The following is a 25,958-nucleotide window of genomic DNA, read 5'->3' as shown; positions in this document are numbered from 1 at the left end:
CCTGTCGCTCACAGGTCTGAAATTGTATAGCCGTCCCATGCAAATCTCTGACCATAAGCCTGTTGCTAAGGCAGATTCTGTCGAAAAGATTGTTTTGCAAAAAGACATTATCGATGTACTCAAAGGCCTGCGTAAAAAGCATCGCCAGGATTCGGTAAAAGTGGATACGGTTTTGAAAACGGGGAAGGTTCTGTTCTCCATTGTTCCGGCGTTCGGGTATACCTTAACCTCCGGTTTAATCGGGTCGATGAATGTGAATTCTGCATTTTATTCCAGCAATCCGCATAAAACGAGGTTATCGAGCATTACTGCAAACTTCATTTACACCCAATACAAACAAATCACCATTCCCCTCCAGGCCAGCATCTGGACGCGGGATAATGACCTTAATATCCTGACCGATTGGCGTTATTTCAAATATCCGCAAGACACGTATGGACTCGGACCAAACAGTGAAGTAAGTAATGCCTCAAAGATCGATTACAAGCACATTCGGCTGCATCAAACGGTTTTGAAGAAAGTAACAGAGTCATTTTATGCCGGAATCGGGTATTTTTACGACTATCGCTGGAAGATTCTTCAGGAAGACAGCAATGCAGACGTCACCAGATACGGGCTAACACCGAAATCAATCTCGTCCGGGCCGGTTGCCACATTGGTTTACGACAACCGCATCAACTCCATCAATCCAGAAAAAGGCTTTTACACCAGCGTCCAATATCGGTCGAGCCTTAAAAAGCTTAATAGCACGAGTAACTGGAATTCAGTTGTTGTTGATATCCGAAAATACTTCAATCTCCCGCAAGGCAGCAGAAACACACTCGCATTCTGGAATTATAACTGGCTGGTTGTAAGCGGCAAGGCGCCCTATCTCGATCTTCCCAGCACCGGCTGGGACCCGGCCACTGCCATGGGGCGCGGCTACATTCAAGGCCGCTTCCGCAGTCCGAAATTGCTCTACTTTGAAACAGAATACCGCATGTCCCTCACTCAAAACGGCCTGATAGGAGCAGTAGTTTTCGGCAACGCCCAAAGCGTCTCCAACTGGCCCGCCAACAACTTCACCAAAATAGCCCCCGGCGGAGGCGTCGGACTAAGAATTAAAGTCAACAAAAAATCCAGGGCGAATGTTGCTATTGATTATGGGTTTGGAATGAATGGGTCTAGGGGGTTGTTTGTGAATTTGGGGGAGGTGTTTTAGCCGGGGAGATCGGAAATGTCCTGAATGAGCCGAATGTTTTCCATCTGGCAGGCCTGGGTGAAATCGGTCTTATCAAATGTTGCTAATGCGTTAACATTATGAAGCTTGCAAGAAGATAGTATCAAGGCATCATTAGGTAAAAGATTATATCGCCGCATCATCCTCAGGTACAAAGGAATTATCTCATTTCCGTTTTGTAAGACTTTAAAAATAGAGAGGAATTCTTCCGGCTGGTCATGATCCAGGATATGTCGTATCTCCTGACTTTCTTTAACAGAGCGAGGCGATTTTTCGCCCTCAATGGCAAGGAGATAAAACGTATATTCGCTCAAAACGATTGGATTGACCAGGAGTTCTAAGTTGGGGAAGGTTAGAAAGTGGAGAAGCAGTTCCGGACGGGAACGTTTTTTAAACTCTACCAATATAGAACTGTCAACAAAAATGCGTGTTATTTCACTGCTCATGGGGGTCAAACTTATCTGGATCAAATGAGGATTTTTTAGATCGATCGAGATATTGTTGAGCAGTGTTAAAGCGGGAATTTTGAGAAGCTGTCTCCTTATTCTCCAATGAAAGGATAATTACTTCGACCATATCGTCATCAAAATAATCAGGAAGCGAAATCTTGATCTCCCTGTTTTGAGGTTTTTCGATAAGTCTTAAAGCATTCATCAGGACTGTGTTTTTTCAAATTTAATAAATAATAGTCACTATTCCCGGCTTTGGTTGAAGGTAAAGCCAGATCCTTAACAACTTTCTCAATAATCTTTCTTCGCATTACACAATACAACTTCTAAAAAACACGTACCTTTGCGGGCAATTTGTTCATACAGATCGCAGTACCTTCTTTAACTAAATTATTTGTTGCAATGTCCGCAGTAGCAGAGCAAACCCAGGTTGCACCCCGGTTATTGGCCGACCGGATCAACGCACTCGAAGAATCTTCGACGCTTGCGATGACGAAAATGGCGCGTGAATTGGCCGCACAAGGCCATAGAGTAATCAGTCTGAGCGTTGGAGAGCCGGATTTTAAGACGCCCGCACACATTTGCGAGGCTGCTAAGAAGGCCATCGACGATGGTTTTCACGGTTATTCACCCGTTGCAGGTTATCCTGATCTGAGAAAGGCAATTGCGGATAAGTTAAAGCGCGACAATAATATAGATTGGAAACCGGAGAATATAGTCGTTTCAACAGGGGCGAAACATTCACTGGCTAATGTGATCCAGGTTTTGATCAATCCGGGCGATGAGGTTGTCATCTTTGCACCTTACTGGGTTAGTTATTCCGAAATGGTGAAACTGGCTGAGGGTAAATCAGTTATTGTCAATGGTGCTTTTGATAATGATTTCAAAGTGACCGCAGCGCAATTGGAAGCGGCTATCACACCACGCACAAGAATCGTAATGTATGCTTCTCCAAACAATCCAACGGGAGCAGTTTACTCAGAAAAAGAATTGAGAGAAATCGCAGCAGTGATCGAAAAACACGAAGATGTGTACGTTCTGGCTGACGAAATCTATGAATATATCAACTTTACAGACGAAGGACATTTCAGCATTGGCTCTATTCCAGCATTGAAGGATCGCGTGATCACTGTGAATGGTGTTGCAAAAGGTTATGCGATGACGGGATGGAGAATCGGGTTTACGGCTGCTGCGAAATGGATCGCCGATGGCGTTGAAAAATTGCAGGGCCAGGTTACATCCGGAACAAATTCCATCGCCCAAAAAGCGGCAACAGCTGCATTCAACGGCCCTATGGAACCTTCTATCGAGATGACAAAAGCATATGCACGTCGTCGTGATCTGGTTGTTGGTCTGCTGAGAGAAATTCCAGGATTTAAAGTTAATATGCCCCAGGGAGCGTTCTACGCGTTTCCGGACGTAAGCTATTATTTTGGAAAATCAGATGGGACAACACAGATCAATGACTCAGACGACTTCTCTAACTGGCTGCTAAACAATTCATATGTTTCGACAGTGGCCGGTTCAGGGTTCGGCGCACCGGATTGCATTCGTATTTCAACGGCTGCTGCTGATGAAGCACTTGTGGAAGCAGTTCAGCGGATTAAAGACGCGGTTGCGACTTTAAAATAATAAAAATTGAAATCATAAAAGCCTCATAGGTGTTACCTGTGAGGCTTTTGTATTCCCCGGCAAGCGGAATTGGCCGTTCATCGCAACATTATATCAATGAGTAAGTATTATTTTTTGAAGGTTAAGGAAATTGAGAAAGAGACTGAGGAAGCTTCTACGCTGCATTTTTGGCACCCGCTAAATGAGGTGGTGGCTTACCGACCGGGACAATTCCTGACTTTACTTTTGCCGGCTGATGATAAGAAGATCAGGCGTTCCTATTCCATGTCGAGCTCGCCTTACACGGATGTTTCCCTAGCCATTACAATCAAAAGGGTTCCGGGTGGTTACGCTTCCAATTTGTTGCTTGATTCCATTCAAGTAGGCGATACATTGGAGGTTATGGAGCCTATGGGCGCATTTTTTCCAAAACAGAGCGATGACCAGATGCGGCAAGTTGTCTTTATAGGGGCCGGAAGTGGCGTTACACCATTGTTTTCTATTTTGAAATCAATATTGATGGTGGAGCCGGAAAGCGAGGTTTTCCTTATTTATGGTAGCAGAAATGAAGAAAGCATTATCTTCAAAAATAAGCTGGAAGCATTGCAGGCCAAATATGGTGAGCGCTTAAAAGTGGTGCATACATTAAGCCAGCCTTCGGAAAACTGGGAAGGGGAGAAGGGACGGTTGAATAAAAGCCATTTGCTTAAAATCGTTGAGAAACTGCCAACATTGAATAAGTCCGAAGCCGAATTTTTCCTATGCGGACCGGAAGATATGATGGAAGAAGCGCACCGTGCATTGGCAATTTTAGCCGTTCCTGAAAACAAGATTCGGAAGGAAAGCTTTATGACAGCAACTGCTGCACAACCGGGCGAAGTGACTTTGGAAGAGGAAGATGACACATTAAAAACCCGCGAAATCACATTGTTTTATGAAGGCGCGGAATATAAGCTATCCGTAAAACCGCACGAAACAGTGCTGGAAGCAGCATTGAATATGGACATCGACTTGCCATACTCATGTCAGGCGGGCATGTGCACAGCTTGTTTGGGCAGGTGTACGTCCGGAAAAGTGCATTTGGATGAGGAAGACGCCCTTTCCGAAGCAGAATTAAAAGAAGGTTTCATTCTGACTTGCGTAAGTCATCCAATGAGCGATGATGTGATCATTGAGGTGGAATAATATAGAATAGCAGGTCAAAAATAAAGCGGACAATGATCACATTGTCCGCTTTATTTTTGACCTATTTGTTTGGAATGGGAGGTTTCGGTGCCGCAGGGGCTTTTGCCGGCTTGGCAGAAGCAGGAGCAGGCGGTGGTAGCGGTGGTGCTTGTCCGCGGCGGATTGTGGTCGTTTTCGCCGGACGCGCGCCTTGGACAACCCTTACTTTTGGAATGGATCTGGCTTCATATCTAGCAAGACCAAGTGATTCAATGCCCATTTTCTCACTGATAGACTCCATTTTTTCGCGAAGTCCTTCAACCTCTTTTTCAAGATTACGGATAGGCTCTTCGGCTTTTAATGTTTCTTTTCTTGTGGAGGCGATTTGTGCATTCAAATCTGAGATGGCTTGTTCCTGCACTTTGATTTGCTGCTCAAAATCATTCAGTTGCTTTTCCAGCTCCGATTCATTTGTTTTGGCGTCGTCAGACCGGGACCTTTCCAGAAGAGACGATCTTTTTTCCATCAGATCTTCGCGCAGTTCCATTGCGCCTTCCTTCTTCCATTCGAGTTTTTCCATATTTCTCTCCACACGCTCAACATCAAAACGGTATTTTTCCATTTCCAGATTGATTTCTTCAATGCGCTGATTATATGGCTCCATCTCAGCTTGAAGCGCTTGCAACTTGCGATGGATCTCGTTCATTTTCTTCTGCGTCGAGTCGTTCATAAATGGAACATCCGCCATACCAGCGAGATCGATATCAGGGATTTCAAATTCCGGGATTTCAAATTCTGCCATGTCGATGTCCGGGATTCCGATTTCGGCCAGTTCAACATCAGCGTCGATGTCGCTTGCTTCTGAGATCGATTGGCCGCTTGATTTAAATTTATGTGTCGACTGCTTTTTCTTCGCAGCATGCTGTACCGATTTCTTCGCCTTTTCCTTTTCGCTTTTTTGGGCAACAGCATACATGGAAACGCCAATCACCAAACTCAAAGCAACGAGCATGATCGGGAAGTTTCCGAATGTCCTCGAAGGTTTGGTTTGAAGTCCGAGCACCCGCTGCACTCTTTGTAATAGCAATGGTTTTTTTGAAGCAAAAGCCATTGCCATACGAGGCGTTGCCTGCCATTCAGCCACTTTTACGAGTGCATGCGCCAGTGACATTTTATCTCCGCAAACAGCCAGCGCAATGTCGTCGCAGCAATGTTCACGCTCAGCACGGATGCGGTCCGATAGCCACCAGATGGCAGGATGGAAGAAGAAAACAACTTCCACGAATGATTGCAACATATTGATCAGATAATCATTACGTCTGATATGCGCCAGTTCATGTGCTAAAATCGCCTCGACTTGTGCAGTTGAAAACCCGGATAGCAACCCGATCGGAATTAATACAACCGGACTGAAAGCGCCGATGACCATGGGCGTGACAATTTTTGCCGTCTCCCGAAATTCAACGGATTGTGTAATGTTCATCTTAGCAGTAATTACACCGAAACGTGCCCGCCATTCCCTGTCCATTACAATGTTAGCTTTGGCGCGCAATCTTTCTGTGAAAATCCAACCGCCCGCAAATCGCAAAAGAAGAAATGCCGCGCCGATAAGCCAGCAAACGACAAGCTCGTTCAAATGAGCAGACAACCATAGTTGCACCTTAAAGGAAAGGGGAAGTTTGTAGTTGGTTGCGAAGCTTACGGTTGAACTGGCCAAATGCATAATTCCAGCAGATTTTGCAAAAGTTGCTGCACCCGCTAATGGCGCTGAGGTTGCTTTAAAATAATAATAAATAAATGTAAGTACGGATACGAAAACCTGGGCCGACATAAAACCGACGCCGGCAATGTATTTCAAATTGGCAGATTTACGACGAAGCAGGTAAAAAGCTGCGAAAGCGATGAACAAGATGAATGCCCCTTGCCAAATCGAATGGATCAATGTCCATCCAAAGCAAGTAATGGCTGCGTCAGAAAGAAGGTTTTGGATAAGTTTCATGGCTAACGATTGTTTTCGAGGTTGTTTAATAACGCACGTATTTCATCTAATTCTTCTTTCGAAGTCGAGTGATTCCCCAGCGCTTGCATTACCACTTGCGCCGCTGATCCTTGAAAAGCAGTCTCCACTAATTTACCCAACAAGTTTTGCTGTGTCTCCTCTTTTCCAAGTAACGCCACATAAATATGTGATCGTCCCTGCTCTGTACGATATAAAAGTCCTTTGTCATGCATGATTTGCATCAGCTTCAATGTGGTTGTATAACCTACATCTTTGGTTGCAGACAAAGCATCATGAACAGCACGAACCGTACTCGGCCCGGCTTGCCATAAGTAATTTAAAATTTCCAGTTCGGAATCGGTTGGCTTAATATACATGGCGAGAATGTTATACGATAATCTTCGTATCAAATGTCTACGAAAAAAATCGTACATGCAAGGCTTAACTACGATTTTTTTCGTAGTAAGATGTTAAATTAACTTAAAGAGCTGATTGAGAGGGTAAAAACGAAACATCCGGCTAACCTAGCCGGATGTTTCGTTTGGGTATTTAAACCCCTAAATCCCTAATGGGACTTTGCATTGCGCATATCTTATTATTCAATCCCTCAAAGCGTTGGGGGAAATCTAGTCTACACGTAAGTATTCAACATCACCGGCATCACCAACATCAGAATATCTTCATTCTCTTCCTGATCAACCGGGATGATCAGACCTGCGCGGTTTGGAGCGGATAATTCGAATGTGATTGTTTTGCTTGAAAGGTTACCTAACACTTCGATCAGGAACTTAGCATTGAAGCCGATTTCCATGTCGTCGCCATTGTATTCGCACATTAAGCGCTCGTTTGCTTCATTAGAATAGTCTAAATCTTCCGCAGAGATAACGAGGTCGTTTAACGACATTTTCAGGCGAACCTGGTGCGTTGTTCTGTTGGAATAAATGGAAATACGTCTTAGCGAGCTAAGGATTTCCATTCTGTTAATCGTAAGCGTATTTTGATTATTGGTAGGAATTGCATTTTCATAATCTGGGAACCGCTCGTCGATCAGACGGCAGATCATACGGATATTTCCAAAGCTGAAAAATGCATTGCTGGAAGTAAATTCAGCTTTAACCGGCAGATCCTCAGACGGAAGACATGATTTTAACAAGTTCAATGCTTTGCGCTGAATGATCATCGACGTGTCCACTTCCGACTTAATGTCTGTGCGGCGATATCTTACCAACCTGTGACCGTCTGTTGCCACGAAAGTTGCGTTTTCAGTTCCCATTTGAACAAAAACACCCGTCATAGCAGGACGTAGATCGTCTGTGCTTGTTGCAAATAATGTATTTGCAATGGCTGCGCCTAAGGACGACGAAGAAAAGTCTACGGATTGACCGCGATTAACGGCTGGTGTTTTCGGGAAATCAATCGGATTTTCGCCTGACAGCTTATAGCGACCATTGTCAGAAATGATTTCCGTTCCAAATGTTTCGCTGTTTACCTGCAATGTAATCGGTTGTTCAGGCAGCCCGCGCAGCGTGTCCAGCAATAATTTTGCAGGAATGGCGATGGCTCCTTTTTCGGACGATTCCACTTCAATTTCAGTAATCATCACCGTTTGAAGGTCGGAGGCCGTCACCGTTAATGTATTTCCTTCCAGTGATAAAAGGAAGTTTTCGAGAATAGGCACAATTGGGTTCGTTGAAACGACACCGTTTATAGCAGACAGCTGTTTTAATAGAACTGATGACGAAACGACAAACTTCATAATTCGTGACGTAAGTGTTTAGATGATAAATTTATAGAATCACAGATTTCGAAAATCTGTTTTGTAGGGGACAAAAGTATGAAAAATAACCGACGAAGCAGCCTCTATCAACTGAATTTTCGAAGCCGGAAATAATAACGTAATGCTCCGAAAATGCCGATCAAAGCGATTGGCAGCAGTAAATTAAGTGCCTGCCAGAATTTCTTGCTTTCCTGGATCTGGATTTTGTCCAATGCCCGGATATCGATCTGTTTGTTGCGGGCTTTGATCAATCCGTTGGCATCTGTCATGTAATCGAGGGCGTGCATCACGAAGTCCTTGTTTCCGAATGTCTGTTTTGTTACGCGGTCGTAGCCGAGCGGAAGCGGCGCATTCCTTTTATAATCATAATTATTCACGATCAGATCGCCGTCCGAACATATGATTACTTTCGCCGGATTTCCTTTGGATTTAAATTTTGCAGCACGCGGATCTCCCGGCAAAATCCTGTTAGCAAAAAGAGAAGTGAACGATCCTTCCAAGAGCACGCCCGCCAATTTTTCACCATTATTGTAAGTTGCTGGATCCGGATCTTTTCTCGCTTCATTATAACCAACCAGCGCAGGCGCATTAACCACCTGCGTGTAACCGGAAGTCATCAGCAATGGAATTTTATTAATCTCCGGAGCGCCGCCAACCGTGTCAATAGAACTTAAAAATCTGGTATAAACAGCATTAAGGTTCCTCGTGATTGTATGCTGACCAAAATTATTAAGCAACGGGAAAAAACGCCAGGGCATTGGCCGGATCTCGGGTTTATCACCCATATTACCAACATTCAACAGGATTTCTGCACACTTCAAATCCTTAACAAGGTTCGTGTTAACACGCGCACCCCATTTGAAAAACAGATCATTCAGGTTAAGATCCTGTGGCTGGGCATAATTTCCATCCAGACTAACGCTGTCCACCCGCGCGCCATCAATGAAGAAAAGTGCTTTACCTCCTCCCACAATGTATTGGTCTAGCTTATATTTTTCATCGTCCGAAAAAGCGCTGTCGGGTTTCAGCACAAGCAATGCGTCCAGTCCTTCATAAGACTCGGGGTTATTCATGTCCAGGAACACGTCGTAGCTCTGCTGAATGGTCGCGATTAAATCGCTCAGTCTCGCCGGCGAGATTTTGGTATGGCTCACAACGAGCCCCACTTTTTTATGTTCCTGATTGCCTAACAGCCTGATTGCGGATGCAATTTCGAATTCTACGCCTTCATAAGACTGGTTGAGCTGCTCTTCGGGAGAGCTGGATTTATTTCCTTTCAAGAGCTGTACCGGCACGGATAATGTGTCCGCCTGAACGATAACGCCAGGGAAAATGATCTTTTCTGTCCGCTTACCATCTTCATGTGCAAAGACATTTGTGGGTGTTAACCCTCTGTCGACCAAATTTAAATATTGCTTTTGCCTTTGCTCTTCACGGGTTGCCTCGGAAGGGTCCGAGTAGTTGACGATCAGATGACCGTTTGAGTAGGTTTTAAATTCCTCTAATGTTTCCCGCGTCGCGCTTTCCAACCGTTCGAAACCAGCGGGCAGATCGCCATTTAAGTAAACATTGACAATAATGTCTTTATCCAACTCACCTAAAAGCTGCTTTGTAGCATCCGAAATGCTGTAACGCTTATCCGCTGTAAGATCCCACCGAAAGAAGAATTGTGAAGCTAAAAAGTTTACTCCGGCGAGCAAACCTACAATCAAGACAAACCGGAGTGCTGTATTTTTCATTCAGGGAGATTGGATTAGAAACAAAAAATGGACGATGCTGTGTCCAGTATAAACGTCCATTTTTTGCAAAAATATAAAAAACCAAAAATGAATTGGTTATTAATTATTTCAACACATCCTCAGATTGGGGGAAAACAGGGTTATTGTAAATGTAAACACCATTATACTCTTGTTTGACAGGCTCCTGGGTCACAAAATTCCGGTGATAAGGCAATGCTTGTTCAGTAGAATAGTGGCAAACGAACGATTTTCTGGTTTGGTCCGGATTGGTGATCATTGATCCGCCATGCGCGAGCGCCGCGTGCCAGATCAGCACATCGCCTTTCTTAATGAGCAATGTTTCTTTTGGATATTGATGTTCTGTGCACGTTTTGTCGAGATACTGAGCAAATTCGAGCGGTGATTTGGTTGAGTCTTTTTTGAACAAAATACCACTTCCAAAGTCAAATTTTGGCATTTTATGTGAGCCAATGTAGTAATAAAGCGGGCCTGAATCAATCTTAATGTCTTCCAAAGCGATCCACGCTGCGGCCAGATGACTTGGAATCTTGGCTGTTACCCAGGGAAAATCCTGGTGCGTAGGTTGCTGGCTTCCATACATGAACACCAGACTTTGCATGACCACGACTTTTTGATTAAAAATCGCTTCCAGAAATGAAACAATGGAAGGATGCGTCATCAGCTTTTTCCCGGCCACCGAGGAATTATGGAAGTCGTTGATCTTCACATATTTGCCCAACAATGCTTCTTTGGGAAATTCTTTAATGTTACGTTCCTGATTTGGCTTGAATTCATCCAGATCAATGCGGACAGAAAGGTCATATTTATCCGGATTTTGCACCAGCTCCTGAAAATCGCCCCAGAATTTATCGATCATTTCTTCCGGGATAACATTCTCGAGAACGGCGTAACCTTTTTGTTCCCAGTTTTCGAGCTTTTCAGCCATGTTGTATGGCACTTTGTTTCGAGGCGGATGTTTTGCCAGATAGTCGGCAATGTTGGCACCAGGCTTGTCAATCCAGGGGAGCGTAGAAGAGTCAAATTCTTTTAAAGGGAAATAATGGTCTTTAAGAGATTCGGCCTTGCGTATGACGCGCTGAACAATGCTCATGTTGTAATGGGTTAAAGAAAATATGATGTTACCAAATATAATCAAAACTATCTGGCGTGACGGAGCAAACGCGTCACCGCTGGCTACTTCTTATTAAACGTGCAAGTGCTGTTATCAGCATACTGATAATACGACTTATAATTAGACGCTTTCGGATCCATACAACCCTTTAAATTGAGCAATTGAATGTTTCTGAAATCAATCGGGTGGCTTTCGGCCTGAAGTGCGATGTAGCCGCTTCCGAGTGGTGTGTTGTCTTTTCGGACCCACTCCGCTTCACTGCCGACTTTTCCGTCTTTAAATGTATGATTTTTACCAACATAACCGCCACCAATCTTCGGATTTGTAAACACAAGCACTGTGTCGCCTTCGATCATATGGTAGACAATGGAGTCGCCCAAAACAATCGCCTCAGCCGTGACCCATTGGTCTCCGTTATAGGTTTTTGAACTAGAATTGATGCAATGTGCCTCATCCACTTTGCCATTAATCTCAACAATGGTGCCCGGTGTACAAAGGTTACCGGTTGCGCGTTCGCCAGCATTTAGTCCACCTAAGTATTGCATTTCGAGAGAAATCGGGAAGTCCTGGTCCAGGCCCAAGCTCGCAGCAGACTGCGAATGAAGCATGATGCCGCTGTTCCTCACATTCCACGAAGCCCCGCCTGGCACCTGGTTGCCGGTAAAGCGATATTGCAACCTGATTTTATAATGTGAGAAGGGCTTATTGTAATACATATGCCCGTATTCCGTCGTAAAATTATCGTATTCCTTATAATTCACCCGGATCATGTTGTCCTCAACAATGAAGGTGTTTTTGTAATTATCATTCACCTTATGCCCCGCAATCTTAATGTCCCAGCCCGTCAGGTCTTTGCCATTGAACAATGATTGCCATTCTTCCTTGTCAGCGGCTTTTTGGGCTTGCGAGGTGAGGGAAATGAATAGTAGGGATAGGAGACTGAGATATTTTAGCATTTTTTTGGTTTAAAGTTTTTAATGCCACTAATACACCAATGTCCACGAATGAATTAGTGAACATTGGTGCATCCGTGGCATAACTTCAAAGCACCAACCGCTTATATTCTAACTTACCCCTGGCAAAATTAACCAGTAGCCCAAGTTTGTTTCCAGAAACTTTCAAATAGTTAATAGTCTGAGCTATGTGTTCATCAGTAAGAACTGTTACACATTTCACTTCAAGAATAATAGAATCAAAAACCACGAAATCCGCCCAAAACTTATGTTTAAGCAGAATACCTCTAAAATAAACGGGATATTCTTTCTCTCGTTCAAAATAAATGTCAGCCTGCGTAAAAAGAATTTCCAGCGCATCCTTATAGACAATTTCCAGAAAACCATGTCCCAATTCATTGTGCACTTCCATGCATTTGCCAATGATCTGATATGATTCTTCTTTATAATACAGTTGCATAGTATGATAGATTTTGGTTCTATCATTAGACGGACTTTAAATCAAAAAGTAACGATGAACAATCATTTAATCCCAAAATCCCTACAAACCGCATACGCCAGGTTTGCAACATTGGAAAGCGATGAAGAGAAAAACGAATTGTGGAAGGAAATGGCCCGAGACAAAGATCAATTTGCTCTCGGGACATTAGATATGGAAGTTGAAAAAGGTCTGATAGCCTTATCTGACAGAGTTGATGAACTTCTGAAGAAAGTTAAACAACCCGCCTAACTATCGCCGCTTGCGTCGCTCTTTCGGCTTCGACGACGAAGAGGAACGGGACGATGAAGATGAAGATGAGGAACGCCCGCTTTTTCCGGAAGAACGCGATTCGCGCGATTCCCGCGGCCGCCTGTCGCGGTCACCCGAACCGTTGTTACTTCTAGCCGGCGACGGGATCGTCCCAGCCAGATACAGATCCATGCTTCTCCTTGCGAGGTTTGTATCTTTTACTTTTACCTTCACCTTGTCGCCGAATGTGTAGATCTTCTTAGTACGCTGACCGAGAAGCCGGTAGTTTTCCTTATCCAGCTCATAATAGTCATCGCCCAGGTCGGTCATACGGATCAGGCCTTCGGAAGCGGTTTCTGTTATTTCAACAAAAATCCCGAATTCTGTGACGCCGGTAATGATCCCGTCAAACTCGCGGTCTCTGTCCATCATACTCATGTACTCAACCTGCTTGTATTTGATCGAAGCCCTTTCAGCCTCCGCAGCAAGTCTTTCCCTTTCAGATGAATGCTTCGACGCCACTTCATAACTTTCGCTCGGCACCGAAGTGCCACCGTCGAGATAATGTTGTAACAGCCGATGCGCCATTACGTCCGGATATCGGCGAATGGGTGATGTGAAATGTGAATAGCGTTGAAAAGCCAGTCCAAAATGCCCTAAATCATCAATGCTGTATCTTGCCTTTGCCATGGTTCTCACAGCAAGGGATTCGATCAGGTTTTGCTCTGGTTTGCCTTCCACTTTCGAAAGCATGCTGTTCATGGATTTGGCGATTTTATTTTCCTCCTCCACTTCCAGTTTATAGCCTAGTTTCCCAACGAAATTCGCAAAAGTTTGTAATCGGTCAGTGTCCGGTGCTTCGTGGACGCGGTATACCATTGTATTTTTGTTCTCGCCTTTTGAAAGTGAAAAAACATATTCCGCAACCCGTTTGTTCGCAAGAAGCATGAACTCTTCAATCAGCTTGTTAGAATCGTGGCGTTCTTTGGTGTAAATCCCCAGCGGTTTTCCCTGCTCATCCAGTTTGAAACGAACTTCCGTTGTCTCAAAGTTAATAGCGCCGTTTTTAAACCTTTCTTTTCTTAAAATTTTAGCCAGCGTGTTTAATGTGTTCAGCTCACGCGGATAATCTCCTTCTCCTGAGTCCAGAACGGCCTGTGCTTCTTCATAGGAGAATCGCCTGTCCGAATGTATGACTGTCCTGCCAAACCATTCTTTAAGCAGTTTTCCTTTCGGGCTTATTTCAAAAATTGCTGAAAACGATAATTTATCCTCGTTAGGACGAAGGGAACAAAGGTTATTTGATAACTTTTCAGGGAGCATGGGGACAGTCCGGTCCACCAGATAAACCGATGTGGCACGGCGGTAAGCCTCTTTTTCCAACTCTGTTCCGGGCAGAACATAATGCGAAACGTCCGCAATGTGCACGCCGACTTCAACATTGCCCTCGTCCAGATAACGCACAGAAAGCGCGTCATCAAAATCTTTCGCATCAACCGGGTCAATCGTAAACGTCAGCACATCACGGATATCTTTCCGTTTGGCAATGTCTTTTTTGGAGATCTTATCAGGAATTCGCTGCGCTTCTGCTTCAACTGTTTCAGGGAAATGATAAGGAAGTCCAAATTCAGCAAGAATCGCGTGCATTTCCACATCATTATTCCCTGCTTTTCCAAGCACCTCAACGATCTCACCTTCTGCCTGGCTTCTCCGCGTTGGCCATTGGGTCACTTTTACAATAACCTTATCACCATTTTCTGCGTCCTTAACCTCTTCTGATTCAATGTAAATGGGGTCAAAAAGCTTTTTGTTATCAGGCTGAACGACCGCATAACGAGAAGTGATTTCGATAACTCCTACAATGTCAGTGCCCGAGCGTTCTACAATCTCCGCAACACGTCCTTCCACCCGGCTTTTCCCCGAATCATTACGGCCGGATCTTGAATTCCGGCTGTTTTTTGTCAATGGCTGAACCGTCACAATATCGCCATCCCAGGCGCCGTTCAGCATTTCTGATTCTATATAAATGTCGTCTTCACGACCCTCAATGATCACAAATGCAAACGACTTATTCACTCGATCTACGCGACCTGTGAGTCCTTTTTTAACTTCCTTATTCGGCCCGGCCGTATAACCGCCGTCTTGGTGCACAAGCCTTCCGGATTCTTCCAGCTCATGTATAATTTCATTGATGAGCGCCCTAACCTTCTTATCCTGAACGCCGAAATGATCGTGGATATCAAATGGCCGGAATGTTTGTTCGCTGTTCAAATCAAAAAAAGCCGCAATGTCAGCCTTCAAATTATCGATGTAGGAAACGATATGATGAGGCGTATTGGCCTCTTTCTTACCATTGCCTTGTTTATCTTTTATCTTTTTATCTCTCATTTATTCTTAATGTAAATGCTTTCACAAATGTAAAAGCGGATTGCTGGCTCCGTCCACTCATTCTATCCGGATTATATTCTCCGGCTGGACGGCTTTGAAACAGTGTAATCTCAGATAAAGCTGTGCCAGCACGACCACGTCTTCTCTGCAATATCGGCAAATTTTGGCCAGATCTTTTTCTTCCCAGTAAACCCGCGTAACCTGGTCGCCGCTCATTTCGTTTTTGCTGCCCGGAATATCGAAAACGGCTGCAAGCAAATCCAGGGAAGTGTAACTTTTATAGTCACCAAATTTCCAAAGGTCCATCGTGTCCTGATGCAGGATTTCCCATGGTTTTTTGCCAGAAATTTGTAGCGCTTTTGGAATTTCAATGCAATGGATCAGCATTCGACGGCATAGGAAGGGGAAGTCGAATTCCTTGCCGTTATGTGCGCATAAAATGAGTTGCTCGGGCGGATATTTTTCTAGCAATGCTTTGAATTGCAGGAAAATATCCACTTCATTATCTCCTGAAAAACTGCTGACTTTAAACGAAATCTCATCGTTGTCATTCCAGTAAAATGCGCCGAAAGCAATGCAGACGATCTTTCCAAATTCTGAGTAAATCGCGCCGCGGTCATAGAAATATTCCGCGTTGGACAGCGCCTCATCACCTTTTTTGAAACTCAGGGCTTTCTTGTCCCAAAGCTTTTGCATCCGTTCGGGAAGCTGGTCATAGGAAGCAAATGCGGAGACCGTTTCAATGTCAAGTAACAAGAAGTTCTTGGCACGTCTTCTAAATTCATCTGTCATAATGTGTGTTTTGTATAAAAATTCCCGCTACTCGTGCACTATTCCTTGCAGACCAAGCGGGCTGATCTGGATCAGGTTATCTTCAATAATGCTGTCGGGCACGAAGATAAACTTTTTATCGTATATCTGATTTCCAATGAAATAGCTGACCCAAAATTCATTGTTAAGATGAAAAACATCCGGCATAATAGGCTCTACAACAGCATGTTCGCTTGCTTTGATCTCGGGGAAGAAATGTCTTAATGTAGAAGTGCGCTGGTCGGAATTAATGCCTGATTCGCCACTGCCGTAACCTTTTGATGTAACAAAAACGTTGGTGATCGGCTGCTCATTCCGGTTGATCACGATCACGTTCCATTCTTCTGCCTGCGCTTCATTGATACTCCTTACAATCGCAACCTGTATGCCCTGAACGGGGTGAAATATGATGTCTTTTTTCATTAATTCTCTACTTACAGCTCCATTTGGAACAGTCCTGCTAAATGATTTTTTAATTTATCGGAAACTTCCTGCATATCCAATTCCCTTCCCAATTCTGCCGCCATGGAAGTCACCGCCTTATCCTGAATGCCACAAGGCACAATGTTTCCAAAATAAGAAAGATCCGTATTAACATTCAATGCAAAACCATGCATCGTAACCCACCGGCTCGATTTCACGCCTAATGCACAGATTTTCCTGGGATTTTTTTGTTCTTCAAAATCAAACCAAACACCCGTCAAACCATTGATCCTACCAGCACTTAATCCATAATCAGCCAATGTTAGGATAATTGCTTCTTCCAATGTCCTCATATAGAGGTGGATGTCTGTGAAAAAATTGTCCAGATCAAAAATCGGGTAACCCACGATCTGGCCGGGTCCGTGATAAGTAATGTCGCCGCCGCGGTTGATTTTGTAATATTTTGCCTGTTTTGCTGCAAGATCATTTTCACCAAGGAGCAAATGGTCCGCTTTTCCACTTTTCCCTAGCGTGTAAACGTGCGGATGCTGGCAAAAAAGCAAATAGTTCGGAGTTAAAAGCTGCTCGTCCGTACCAAGATTCCGGTTCGCCGTCTTCACAGAAATAGTCTCCGCAAAGATTTTCTCCTGATAATCCCAAGCCTCCTGATAATCAATCAGCCCCAGGTCCTGAAAATGAACGTGTTTATTGATGAGGGTATTCATTTAAAAAAAATTTCAAAAAAATTTAGAAGATCATGTGACTTCGGGAACGGTTCCGCGTCTAAATGCAGAAAGGCATCGAAAGCCCGCGTTTTCTTCTTTATTATAATAACACTAATTTGCATTAGAAATGTTCGAAACAAATCGATTACGGCTCAAATTCAGCAACATGAAAGTCCTGCTTGATATTAAGGATGAGAAAGCTCCCTTTGTAATGGGCCTGTTACAAAGACTTCCGTTTGTTACAGCCAAGCCATTGTCCTCTTTTCACAGTAAAGTATTGGAGGACATGAAGGAGGCGGCCGAGCAACTGAATCTCGTAAAGGCCGGAAAATTACCTGCCAGGGACGCAGAAGACCTTTTCAATGAGCTTTAAGGTCAAAACCATTCCCAAATTTGAATCAGAACTTAAAAGGCTTGCCAAGAAATATCTGTCATTAAAAGCAGAGTATTTCGAACTTATCCAATCGCTTAGAATCAATCCTGCTCAAGGAACCTCACTAGGCCAAAGCTGCTTTAAGATCCGATTATCCATTGCATCCAAAGGTAAAGGAAAATCCGGTGGAGGCAGGGTTATTACTTGCTACCAAGTTTCCGAAACGACGGTTTTTCTTCTCGCGATATTCGATAAAAGCGAACGTGAAAACATGCCCGACAAAGAACTTAAAGATCTGCTAAAAGAACTTCTTTAAACCACACATTATCAATATGGCAGCACATAACGACCTCGGAAACTGGGGTGAGGATCAGGCAGCGGCGTTTTTAGCGCAGAAGGGGTTTGAGATTTTGGAGAAAAATCACCGCAACCGATATTCCGAAATTGACCTCATTGTTACAAAAGATAAAATGCTAATCTTCGTCGAAGTCAAAACGCGTAGCAACACAGGTTTCGGCATGCCCGAAGAATTCGTAAATGTCACCAAAGCCCGCCTGATCATGCGCGCAGCCGAACATTACATTTTCGACAAAGACTGGATGTTCGACATCCGCTTCGACATCATCTCCATCCTCATCCAACCAGACGGAAAGTCTGACATTTATCACATTGAGGATGCTTTTTGTAAGTAAGTGTTCTAAGAAAGCATTTTTTCGATTTCTGCTTTTAGTTTCGGAAGGTGGTTAATAAGGATTCCCCACACCATTTCATCTGAAATTGAATCATAGGCGTGGCTTATCCTGTTTCGGGTGGCAATAATCTGGCGAGCATTCGTTAGTTGAAAATCAGGCTTGGCCTTTACGATCCTGTTGACAGCTTCGCCAATAATTTCCAAGTCTCGCTCGACGGCCCGCTTTGTTTTAATATCTTTTGTGTAGAAGTCATATCTACGGTTGCCAGGCTCAAAATAACTATCGATCTCCTTAATAGATTGAAGGATATCGAATAGCCATGTTTTGATATTTTCATCCATAAATAAGCTGTTTGCCTGAGTTGATAGATTTCAGCAGATATGGATTTTTGATTGCCTGTTCTTCAAGGAGGTCAACATCCCGCTTAAATATCTCTTCAAGAGAGAATTTTAAATCGAAATAATTGTCGGGATAATGTAGTAGCTCAATAGGCTGGAACCTGACGATTAAGTCAATGTCACTAGTCTCAGTAAATTCGGGTGTTACGACCGACCCAAATGCATAAAGTTTTTCCACTTTGTGTTTTACGCACAAACTGCCGATCGCTTGAAGATTTTGGCTTACTAACTGGTTCATGCTCAAATTTAAATAACTATCTGGTTATCTAGTGCAGTTTAAACAAACATCAAAGCCCTTTCTGAAAGCTTTTTCTATAATTCAGCGGGCTCATTTTCATGCGTCTTTTGAAAAGTTTATAAAAATGAGACACGTCACCGAAACCGCTGTCGAAGGAAATTTCGGAAACCGGGCGGTCTGTTGAAAGCAGTTGCTGTACGGCGAAATTAATGCGGTAATCAATCACTGTGTCCAGAAAAGTTTTGTTGGTTACTCTTTTGAAATATTTGCAGAAAGCATTGGGCGACATATTCACGACTGCTGAAACTTCATTCAGGACAATGTCGTTTCTGAAATTATCGACGATATAGCCCAGTGCAGCATTAATCCGGTCTTTGTTACTATTAATCTGGGTAGCCGCAACGCCGTCCTGATCGAGCAGCACGAATTCCCTGGAATCAGCCAGATCTTCGAGAATGTCCAGTAATAGCAGCATTTTCCGCAATGCATTTTCTTCTTTTGCCAGAACGGTCATTCTTTCGCTAATCTCCTTTGCAGTCTGCCCTGTGAAATGAATGCCATGTGCGCTGATTTTCAGCAGATTGCGAATGTTGGATAATTCGGGCCTGTCAAAGAAATCGGTTCCCAGGAAGCTTCTGTCAAATTGCGCAACGATGGATTTGGCGTGCAGGCCGGGTGTTGAAATGTTTTCAGACTTCCAGGAATGTGGCAGATCTGAGCCTAATAACACTAGATCTCCTGAGTCGAAATCGGCCATTTGCTTGCCTACATAGCGTTTTCCTTTGCCTTTCAGGATCAATGTCAGTTCAAACTCGGGATGAAAATGATAGGGAACGTCAAACTTCTCCAGGCTGAATGAGTTTACCAGAAATGAAGCATCCGATCCGGAATTGATCGTCTCAAATAAAGCCTTTATCATTGACTATTTTAATCGTAGTAGTTTTGCAAAGATAAAACTAGATAATATTCGCCACAAAATATCCATTATTAGCCTAACCGCCAACAACAAAAGAGCCGAAATTTGAAATTGATTATTCCTAAACTCTTAAAAAGTTATGACGACCTTAACTGCTCCTGATCTGGCTGATTTTAAGGCAATTTCCGAAACTGAAAAGAATGCATTCAGAGAGAATGGCCATGTGCTCATCCCGGGTGTGCTGAACCAAGCCGAAGTGTCTCATTACAGGGACGTTATCAATTCCGCCGCGACCAAATTCAACACCGAAAAGCGTAAGCTGGAAGACCGGGACACGTATGGAAAGGCTTTTTTACAAATCACAAATTTGTGGGAAGTCGATGAAAATGTGAAAAATTATGCACTGGCCAAACGCTTCGGAAAAATTGCCGCAGACCTGCTGGGAGTAGAAAATGTCAGAATTTACCACGACCAGGCTCTCTATAAGGAGCCTGGCGGTGGTTTCACCCCTTGGCATCAGGATCAATATTACTGGCCTGTCGACACCAACAACACCATTACCATGTGGATGCCACTCATCGATATCGATGTGGATATGGGCATGCTTACATTTGCTTCGGGCTCTCACCAGGCCGGATTTGTTGAAAATGTGCCTATATCTGATGAATCGGAGGCCATGCTTGAAAAATTTATTCAGGATAAGGGCTTTCACATTGCGCGCGCGCAAACCATGAAAGCGGGCGACGCAACCTGGCATTATGGCTGGACATTGCATTCGGCCCCAGGAAATAAATCCGCTGACACCATGCGCGAGGTTATGACCGTTATTTTCGTAGCCGACGGCGCAAAAGTTACCGAACCCAAAAACAAACACCAGGAAGCCGACAGGCAGCGCTGGATGTGCGGATTGCCAGCTGGCAGCACATTAGATTCCCCATTAAATCCATTGATCCTCTGAAAAGCGTGCACAGAAACCGGGTAGGGATCGCAACTTGAATGCTTACACGATGTAAGCGGCCAGTGGCAGCATTGAACCTACAAATAGACGGCTTGATGGACCAGGATAAGATTTTAGCGTTCCGGATGCAATTGAAACCGGGCAATGAAGCGGAATATAAAAAACGCCACGACGAGATCTGGCCGGAATTGGCTGACTTGCTCAAAAATGCGGGCATTAAGGAATATTACATCTTCCTCGACGAAGTAACATTAGCACTTTTCGCATTCCAAAAAAGAGGAAGCAACGACCAGACAGCAGGTCTAGCTTCGTTACCCATCATGAAAAAGTGGTGGGATTACATGGCCGATTTGATGGAAGTCAATGAAGATAATTCACCGATAACCGTTTCCTGCCCCGAGGTTTTCCGACTTTGACAAATGATTTGCAATGTTGCCAAGTTATTTTTTCTAACTTGCACCATTGTAATTTGCCGAAAAATATGAAGAACACACACTTCCTGATAGCCAGGGAGCAATCGGATGTCCGGACTTTGTTTCTGGGCGCCTTCATCGCGCAAATCGACGGCCAAAAGGCCACTTCTCTCAAAGATTTTTATCAGGAAATTTCCACAGCCATGCATTTCCCCGAGTATGACGGGAAGAACCTGGATGCGCTGGACGAAATGCTGAATGATCTGGAATGGATCAAAGAACAAAAAGTCATTATATACATCGAAAACTCGGCTGATTGGCTGATCAAGGAGAAATCGGAGGAAAAGCTTCTTTCGGTGATCGATATCCTGGATGCAACGGCAGAGGATTGGAAATGGATGGACGAGGAAGAAGAAGGCACGCCTAAGAAAGAATTACAGATCATTTTCCACGATTCGGAACGCATCAGGACATTGCTTGAAGAACAGGAAATTCCTTACTGGGTCCTGAGCTGAGTCACATCCCTTTTCCACTGCACATAACCGGCAATGGCGAGTGCTAGAAAAACACCATATAATATGGCTGTCAGATGCAGGTCTTTGTAAAAATACATGACCACGTAACACGCATCTGCTATAATCCATAATATCCAGTTTTCCAGATATTTACGTGCCATCATCCATTGTCCGATCAGGCTGGCAATGGTTAATGCAGAGTCGGCATAAGTGAGGCTGGCATTTGTAAATTTCCCTAATAAAAATCCCCAGGAAGCGGTTATAACAAGAAATATCAGCCCAAAAATGGGATACATCCGGGCCGGCATCCGCGTTACAGTTATCCCGTCATGATTTTTCCCGCCAAATTTCCACATCCACCAGCCGTAGATGCTCGTCAGGAAATAATAGCCTTGCAAACCCGTATCTGCATAAAGCCTGACCTGCCAGAAAACAATCGCATAAAGCACTGCATTAATAATCCCGAAAAACCATCCCCAGACATTCTGCTGTGTGTTAAGGTAAACGCAGATCGCACCCGTAATGAAGCCCAGAATTTCAAGCCAGGTTGTTGCAATGCCAGCCAAAGAAATGGTTTGGTTGAGCCAATCGGTCATATTTTAATGCTTTCCAATGATTTTTGGCTAAATATATTCCAAAATGTCCAGCTCCCGGCGGATTAACAATTTTGTAATTTGCCGTGTTCTGTGTTTCAAGCTATTTTTGTTGGAATAATAATGGTTTTCCGACGGTCTGTGGCAAACATTTTGTACAAAACCGTTGTTATTTTAAATGCCGGTCGGGAAAAATCCTGAAACGGCTTTTTGCATTTACATTCACTGAGCGAATCACCGCTTTTTATTTCTATATAATTGGAAGTTAAAGACTTACTAACGCTTTATAAGGGAGACAGTTACCTGGACATCCTGAGTACACAAATTGCCTCGAAGGACCCGGAAGCGGCGCATGTTCAGATCAAAGGACTTGTTGGGAGCCTGGATGCGGTTGTAGCCGCATCTATCCAGGAAAAAAAGAAGAGCCCGGCCGTTTACATATTAGGTGACAGGGAAGAGGCTGCCTATTTCCAGAACGACTTACAGAATCTGATCGGAAAAACGGAAGTTTTGTTCTACCCGACTTCCTACAAACGCCCTTACCATTACGAAGAAGTGGATAATGCCAATGTGCTGATGCGGGGAGAAATTCTCAACAAGCTGAGCGCAAGCAAGTCACTTCCTATGCAGATCGTGACTTATCCGGAGGCTTTATTTGAAAAAGTGATCAATAAACGGTCGCTTAAAGCCAACACTTTTTCGGTAAAAGTGGGAGAGAAGCTTGATCCGTCGTTCCTGACAGAATTTTTGACGAGTTACGGTTTTGAAATCACCGATTTTGTTTTTGAAGCAGGTCAATTTTCAGTTCGTGGGGGAATTTTGGATGTGTTTTCTTTTGCTAACGAGCATCCTTTTCGGATTGAACTTTTTGGCGATGAAGTAGAAAGCATCCGTTCATTTGACCCGGATACGCAGCTTTCGCTCGAAACGGCGAAGCAGATCAACATTGTGCCGGACATTCAGCAGAAGCTTTCGCAGGAAACGCGCGAATCGTTCCTTAATTTCTTTGCGCCGGAAACCGTTTTGTGGTTTAAGGATGCCGAGCTGACATTGGAAATCATTGAAAACTGTTACGAAAAGGCAGAAAAAGCATTGGAGGAAGTCACCGGCGGAGGCATTCAGATTGTTTCCAATCCACAAGACCTTTTCGAAACACGCAGGGGATTTCTGAACCAGGTTAAGAAGTTCAAAACCGTAGAATTTGGTAAAAAAGGTTATTTCAAAACAGAAAGCAAGCTTCCGTATGCTTCAAAACCGCAGCCTTCCTTTAATAAGGACTTTAAAAGGCTGCTCGACGATCTTTCTGAAAACCAATCCAAAGGCTATGTGAACGTGATCGTAGCCGAGCAGCCCAAGCAACTCGACCGGCTGGAAAGGATCTTTGAAGATCTGGACCCATTTGTAAAATTCCGGCCGATGCACATTTCGCTTCGGGAAGGATTTGTGGATGATAATTTAAAGATCGTTTGCTACACGGATCACCAGATTTTCGCCCGTTTTCATAAATACAAACTGAAAGAGAAATTCAGTAAGTCTAAGGCAATCACACTGAAAGAGCTGAAATCGCTGCATCCTGGCGATTTCGTGACCCACGTGGATTACGGGATCGGCCGTTTTGCAGGCATGGAGCGGAAAGATGTGAATGGTAAGGAGCAGGAAGCGATCCGTTTGATTTACCGCGACAATGATCTGCTTTATGTGAGCGTGCATAACCTGCACAAAATCGCAAAATATACGGGTAAGGAGGGCACGCCGCCTGCCATGAGCAAACTCGGGTCGGGTGAATGGGAGGCTAAAAAATCCAAGGTTAAGAAGCAACTTAAAGACATTGCGCACGAGCTCATTGCGTTATATGCCAAGCGTCGGCAAGCGCCTGGATTCCCTTTTTCCCCTGACAACTATATGCAGGCCGAGCTGGAATCTTCCTTTATATATGAGGACACGCCCGATCAGGCGACTGCGACTGCGAACGTGAAGGAGGACATGGAAAAAGCACACCCTATGGACAGGCTTGTGTGCGGTGATGTGGGTTTTGGTAAAACAGAAATCGCGATCCGGGCAGCATTCAAGTCGGTTTGTGACAGTAAGCAAGTTGCGGTTTTGGTTCCTACGACCATTCTGGCGATGCAACATTTCAAAACTTTCAGCGAGCGTTTAGCGGATTTTCCAGCGAAGGTGGGTTATATCAATCGTTTTAAATCTACAAAAGAGATCAAGGAAACGCTGAAAGAAGCTGAGGAAGGCAAAATTGACATATTAATAGGAACCCACCGCATTCTGAATAAGGATGTGAAATTCAAGGATCTGGGGCTGCTTATCGTTGATGAGGAGCAAAAATTTGGTGTAAAAGCCAAAGATCGTTTGAAGGAAATGCGCGTAAATGTGGACGTTTTGACATTAACGGCAACGCCAATTCCAAGAACATTGCATTTCTCCCTTATGGGCGCGCGTGACCTTTCGGTGATTGCTACGCCACCGCCTAACCGTCAGCCGGTTACGACGGAAGTGCATACATTCAGCGAGGAGTTTATCCGCGACGCGATCAGTTTTGAAGTGCAGCGCGGCGGGCAGGTTTTCTTTGTCCATAACCGCGTTAATGACATCGAATCCATTGCCAACATTATATTAAGGCTCGTTCCGGATGTGCGCATAGGCGTTGCGCACGGGCAGATGGACGGTGATAAGCTCGAAAAAGTGATGGTCAATTTCATTGAGGGCGAATATGATGTGCTGGTTTCAACCAACATTATCGAATCAGGAATTGACATTGCGAATGCGAATACGATCATTATTAATTCGGCGCATATGTTCGGTTTGTCAGATTTGCACCAGATGCGCGGACGTGTGGGACGTTCGAATAGGAAGGCATTTTGTTATTTGCTAACGCCTTCTGTTTCAACATTAGCGAGCGATTCGCGGAAACGTTTGCAGACATTGGAAGAGTTTTCGGAATTAGGTGATGGTTTTAAGGTAGCAATGCGTGACTTGGACATTCGGGGTGCCGGGAATTTGCTGGGTGCGGAACAAAGTGGTTTTGTGAATGATCTGGGTTATGAATTGTATCATAAAATGCTGGACGAAGCCGTTTCGGAATTGAAAAATAATGAGTTTAAAGACTTGTTCTCCAATGCATTAGGCTTGCCTTCCAAACTGGTTCCGGATTGCCAGATCGAGACGGATTTTGCAACATTGATTCCTGACGATTATGTTAAAAATATTTCAGAAAGATTGTCGTTATATACCCGCCTTGACAACATTTCGACGGAAGAAGAACTGGCGAAGTTTGAAAAGGAGATCTTAGACCGGTTCGGCCCGATTCCTGCGGAAGTTGGTGATTTGCTGAAAATGGTGCGTTTACGTTGGGAAGCAGAGCTTTTACACTTTGAAAAATTAACTTTGAAAAGCAATACATTGAAAGGCTACTTCGTTACTTCGCAGAACGATGAATTCTTTCAGTCTCCGAAGTTCGGAATGGTGATTGATTACATTAAACAACACCCAAGAAAAATTGCTTTAAAAGACCAGAAAGGCAAGTTAATGCTCATTTGTGAAGACATTAAAAGCATCGAACAAGCCAGAAACGTCCTGATGGAGATGACTGGGACCAAATGATTAGGTCACTTTGACCAGTTCACGACGACCAGTAATTGATTTTTAGTAAAAATTTCATTTCATTTCTTACATTTGCGGTTTCGCATACTATATTAATACCAAACACTTAAGTCACTTTAAAGCAATGATTT

The 25,958-nt window shown here is 44.0% G+C and carries 28 protein-coding genes; 11 read left to right on the top strand and 17 right to left on the bottom strand.

Annotated features, from left to right (window positions below):
• The first annotated feature begins 37 nt into the window (after positions 1–37).
• The gene (locus tag L0659_RS20765; protein ID WP_235128494.1) at positions 38–1,201 is read left to right on the top strand and encodes a hypothetical protein; all 1,164 of its coding nucleotides are present in this window, start codon (positions 38–40) and stop codon (positions 1,199–1,201) included.
• Here L0659_RS20765 and L0659_RS20760 read toward each other — a convergent pair.
• Both L0659_RS20760 and L0659_RS20755 read right to left on the bottom strand, forming a co-directional pair.
• The gene (locus tag L0659_RS20760) at positions 1,198–1,665 is read right to left on the bottom strand and encodes a type II toxin-antitoxin system VapC family toxin (RefSeq protein ID WP_235128493.1); all 468 of its coding nucleotides are present in this window, start codon (positions 1,663–1,665) and stop codon (positions 1,198–1,200) included. The genes L0659_RS20765 and L0659_RS20760 overlap by 4 nt on opposite strands.
• Entirely contained in the window at positions 1,655–1,873 is a 219-nt protein-coding gene (locus tag L0659_RS20755) for a hypothetical protein (RefSeq protein ID WP_235128492.1), read from the bottom strand. Before L0659_RS20755 ends, L0659_RS20760 begins: the two co-directional genes overlap by 11 nt.
• 197 nt (positions 1,874–2,070) lie before the next feature.
• On the opposite strand from L0659_RS20755, the gene L0659_RS20750 reads away from it, so the two are divergent.
• Positions 2,071–3,300: a pyridoxal phosphate-dependent aminotransferase gene (locus L0659_RS20750; protein WP_235128491.1), complete on the top strand. Its 1,230-nt coding sequence runs from the start codon at positions 2,071–2,073 to the stop codon at positions 3,298–3,300.
• Positions 3,301–3,396: 96 nt separating this feature from the next.
• Positions 3,397–4,464: a ferredoxin--NADP reductase gene (locus L0659_RS20745; protein ID WP_235128490.1), complete on the top strand. Its 1,068-nt coding sequence runs from the start codon at positions 3,397–3,399 to the stop codon at positions 4,462–4,464.
• A gap of 61 nt (positions 4,465–4,525) precedes the next feature.
• On the opposite strand, the gene L0659_RS20740 is transcribed toward L0659_RS20745, so the two are convergent.
• From L0659_RS20740 to L0659_RS20710, 7 genes are all read right to left on the bottom strand, one after another.
• On the bottom strand, positions 4,526–6,442 hold the full coding sequence (locus tag L0659_RS20740; RefSeq protein WP_235128489.1) for a M56 family metallopeptidase: 1,917 nt from the start codon (positions 6,440–6,442) through the stop codon (positions 4,526–4,528).
• A gap of 2 nt (positions 6,443–6,444) precedes the next feature.
• Positions 6,445–6,819, bottom strand: coding sequence for a BlaI/MecI/CopY family transcriptional regulator (locus L0659_RS20735; protein WP_235128488.1), 375 nt, complete (start codon positions 6,817–6,819; stop codon positions 6,445–6,447).
• Positions 6,820–7,073: 254 nt separating this feature from the next.
• Positions 7,074–8,198, bottom strand: a complete 1,125-nt coding sequence (gene dnaN, locus L0659_RS20730; RefSeq protein WP_234606011.1) for a DNA polymerase III subunit beta — start codon at positions 8,196–8,198, stop codon at positions 7,074–7,076.
• Between the two features lie 107 nt (positions 8,199–8,305).
• Positions 8,306–9,958 (bottom strand): gliding motility-associated ABC transporter substrate-binding protein GldG, encoded by a 1,653-nt coding sequence (gene gldG / locus L0659_RS20725; protein WP_235128487.1) that lies wholly within the window; start codon positions 9,956–9,958, stop codon positions 8,306–8,308.
• A gap of 103 nt (positions 9,959–10,061) precedes the next feature.
• A complete protein-coding gene (locus tag L0659_RS20720) occupies positions 10,062–11,069 on the bottom strand; it encodes a phytanoyl-CoA dioxygenase family protein (RefSeq protein ID WP_235128486.1) in 1,008 nt (335 codons plus the stop codon).
• An 83-nt stretch (positions 11,070–11,152) separates the two neighbouring features.
• Positions 11,153–12,046, bottom strand: coding sequence for a DUF1080 domain-containing protein (locus L0659_RS20715; protein ID WP_235128485.1), 894 nt, complete (start codon positions 12,044–12,046; stop codon positions 11,153–11,155).
• 85 nt (positions 12,047–12,131) lie between these two features.
• Entirely contained in the window at positions 12,132–12,503 is a 372-nt protein-coding gene (locus tag L0659_RS20710; protein WP_235128484.1) for a GxxExxY protein, read from the bottom strand.
• A 54-nt stretch (positions 12,504–12,557) separates the two neighbouring features.
• On the opposite strand from L0659_RS20710, the gene L0659_RS20705 reads away from it, so the two are divergent.
• The gene (locus tag L0659_RS20705; RefSeq protein ID WP_235128483.1) at positions 12,558–12,773 is read left to right on the top strand and encodes a hypothetical protein; all 216 of its coding nucleotides are present in this window, start codon (positions 12,558–12,560) and stop codon (positions 12,771–12,773) included.
• Here L0659_RS20705 and rnr read toward each other — a convergent pair whose 3' ends face one another.
• Genes rnr through lipB form a run of 4 tightly spaced genes read right to left on the bottom strand, consistent with a single transcriptional unit; the run spans position 12,774 to position 17,119 of the window.
• Positions 12,774–15,161 carry a ribonuclease R gene (rnr, locus tag L0659_RS20700; protein ID WP_235128482.1) on the bottom strand — a complete coding sequence of 796 codons (2,388 nt, stop codon included), beginning with the start codon at positions 15,159–15,161 and terminating at the stop codon, positions 12,774–12,776.
• A gap of 57 nt (positions 15,162–15,218) precedes the next feature.
• A complete protein-coding gene (locus L0659_RS20695; RefSeq protein WP_235128481.1) occupies positions 15,219–15,953 on the bottom strand; it encodes a 3'-5' exonuclease in 735 nt (244 codons plus the stop codon).
• Between the two features lie 27 nt (positions 15,954–15,980).
• Positions 15,981–16,394, bottom strand: coding sequence for a hypothetical protein (locus L0659_RS20690; RefSeq protein ID WP_235128480.1), 414 nt, complete (start codon positions 16,392–16,394; stop codon positions 15,981–15,983).
• A gap of 11 nt (positions 16,395–16,405) precedes the next feature.
• Positions 16,406–17,119 (bottom strand): lipoyl(octanoyl) transferase LipB, encoded by a 714-nt coding sequence (gene lipB / locus L0659_RS20685; RefSeq protein WP_235128479.1) that lies wholly within the window; start codon positions 17,117–17,119, stop codon positions 16,406–16,408.
• Positions 17,120–17,285: 166 nt separating this feature from the next.
• On the opposite strand from lipB, the gene L0659_RS20680 reads away from it, so the two are divergent.
• The 3 genes from L0659_RS20680 to L0659_RS20670 are packed head-to-tail and all read left to right on the top strand — an operon-like array spanning position 17,286 to position 18,184.
• Positions 17,286–17,492, top strand: coding sequence for a hypothetical protein (locus tag L0659_RS20680; protein ID WP_235128478.1), 207 nt, complete (start codon positions 17,286–17,288; stop codon positions 17,490–17,492).
• The gene (locus tag L0659_RS20675) at positions 17,482–17,808 is read left to right on the top strand and encodes a type II toxin-antitoxin system RelE/ParE family toxin (RefSeq protein WP_235128477.1); all 327 of its coding nucleotides are present in this window, start codon (positions 17,482–17,484) and stop codon (positions 17,806–17,808) included. Before L0659_RS20680 ends, L0659_RS20675 begins: the two co-directional genes overlap by 11 nt.
• Positions 17,809–17,824: 16 nt before the next feature.
• Positions 17,825–18,184, top strand: coding sequence for a YraN family protein (locus L0659_RS20670; protein WP_235128476.1), 360 nt, complete (start codon positions 17,825–17,827; stop codon positions 18,182–18,184).
• Between the two features lie 5 nt (positions 18,185–18,189).
• Here the strand turns inward: L0659_RS20670 and L0659_RS20665 are convergent, their stop codons facing one another.
• The 3 genes from L0659_RS20665 to L0659_RS20655 are packed head-to-tail and all read right to left on the bottom strand — an operon-like array spanning position 18,190 to position 19,739.
• Positions 18,190–18,525, bottom strand: a complete 336-nt coding sequence (locus tag L0659_RS20665) for a DUF86 domain-containing protein (RefSeq protein WP_235128475.1) — start codon at positions 18,523–18,525, stop codon at positions 18,190–18,192.
• Positions 18,518–18,820, bottom strand: coding sequence for a nucleotidyltransferase family protein (locus L0659_RS20660; protein ID WP_235128474.1), 303 nt, complete (start codon positions 18,818–18,820; stop codon positions 18,518–18,520). The genes L0659_RS20665 and L0659_RS20660 overlap by 8 nt, the downstream gene beginning before the upstream one ends.
• Before the next feature lie 49 nt (positions 18,821–18,869).
• Positions 18,870–19,739 (bottom strand): AraC family transcriptional regulator, encoded by an 870-nt coding sequence (locus L0659_RS20655; protein WP_235128473.1) that lies wholly within the window; start codon positions 19,737–19,739, stop codon positions 18,870–18,872.
• A gap of 136 nt (positions 19,740–19,875) precedes the next feature.
• Here L0659_RS20655 and L0659_RS20650 point away from each other — a divergent pair, with 136 nt between their 5' ends.
• The 3 genes from L0659_RS20650 (at position 19,876) to L0659_RS20640 (ending at position 21,622) form a co-directional block, all read left to right on the top strand.
• Complete coding sequence (locus tag L0659_RS20650; RefSeq protein WP_235128472.1) at positions 19,876–20,694, top strand: phytanoyl-CoA dioxygenase family protein; 819 nt, start codon at positions 19,876–19,878, stop codon at positions 20,692–20,694.
• Between the two features lie 95 nt (positions 20,695–20,789).
• A complete protein-coding gene (gene rhaM / locus L0659_RS20645) occupies positions 20,790–21,110 on the top strand; it encodes an L-rhamnose mutarotase (RefSeq protein WP_235128471.1) in 321 nt (106 codons plus the stop codon).
• 65 nt (positions 21,111–21,175) lie between these two features.
• Entirely contained in the window at positions 21,176–21,622 is a 447-nt protein-coding gene (locus tag L0659_RS20640) for a barstar family protein (protein ID WP_235128470.1), read from the top strand.
• Here the strand turns inward: L0659_RS20640 and pnuC are convergent.
• Positions 21,604–22,218: a nicotinamide riboside transporter PnuC gene (gene pnuC / locus L0659_RS20635; protein WP_235128469.1), complete on the bottom strand. Its 615-nt coding sequence runs from the start codon at positions 22,216–22,218 to the stop codon at positions 21,604–21,606. The two genes, L0659_RS20640 and pnuC, sit on opposite strands and share 19 nt — an antisense overlap.
• 255 nt (positions 22,219–22,473) lie before the next feature.
• Here pnuC and mfd point away from each other — a divergent pair, with 255 nt between their 5' ends.
• Positions 22,474–25,827: a transcription-repair coupling factor gene (gene mfd, locus L0659_RS20630; RefSeq protein WP_235128468.1), complete on the top strand. Its 3,354-nt coding sequence runs from the start codon at positions 22,474–22,476 to the stop codon at positions 25,825–25,827.
• Positions 25,828–25,958 lie beyond the last annotated feature (131 nt).

The sequence above is a fragment of the Dyadobacter sp. CY347 genome (assembly GCF_021502655.1).
GTDB lineage: Bacteria > Bacteroidota > Bacteroidia > Cytophagales > Spirosomataceae > Dyadobacter.
This window is presented reverse-complemented; position numbering and strand designations above follow the sequence as displayed.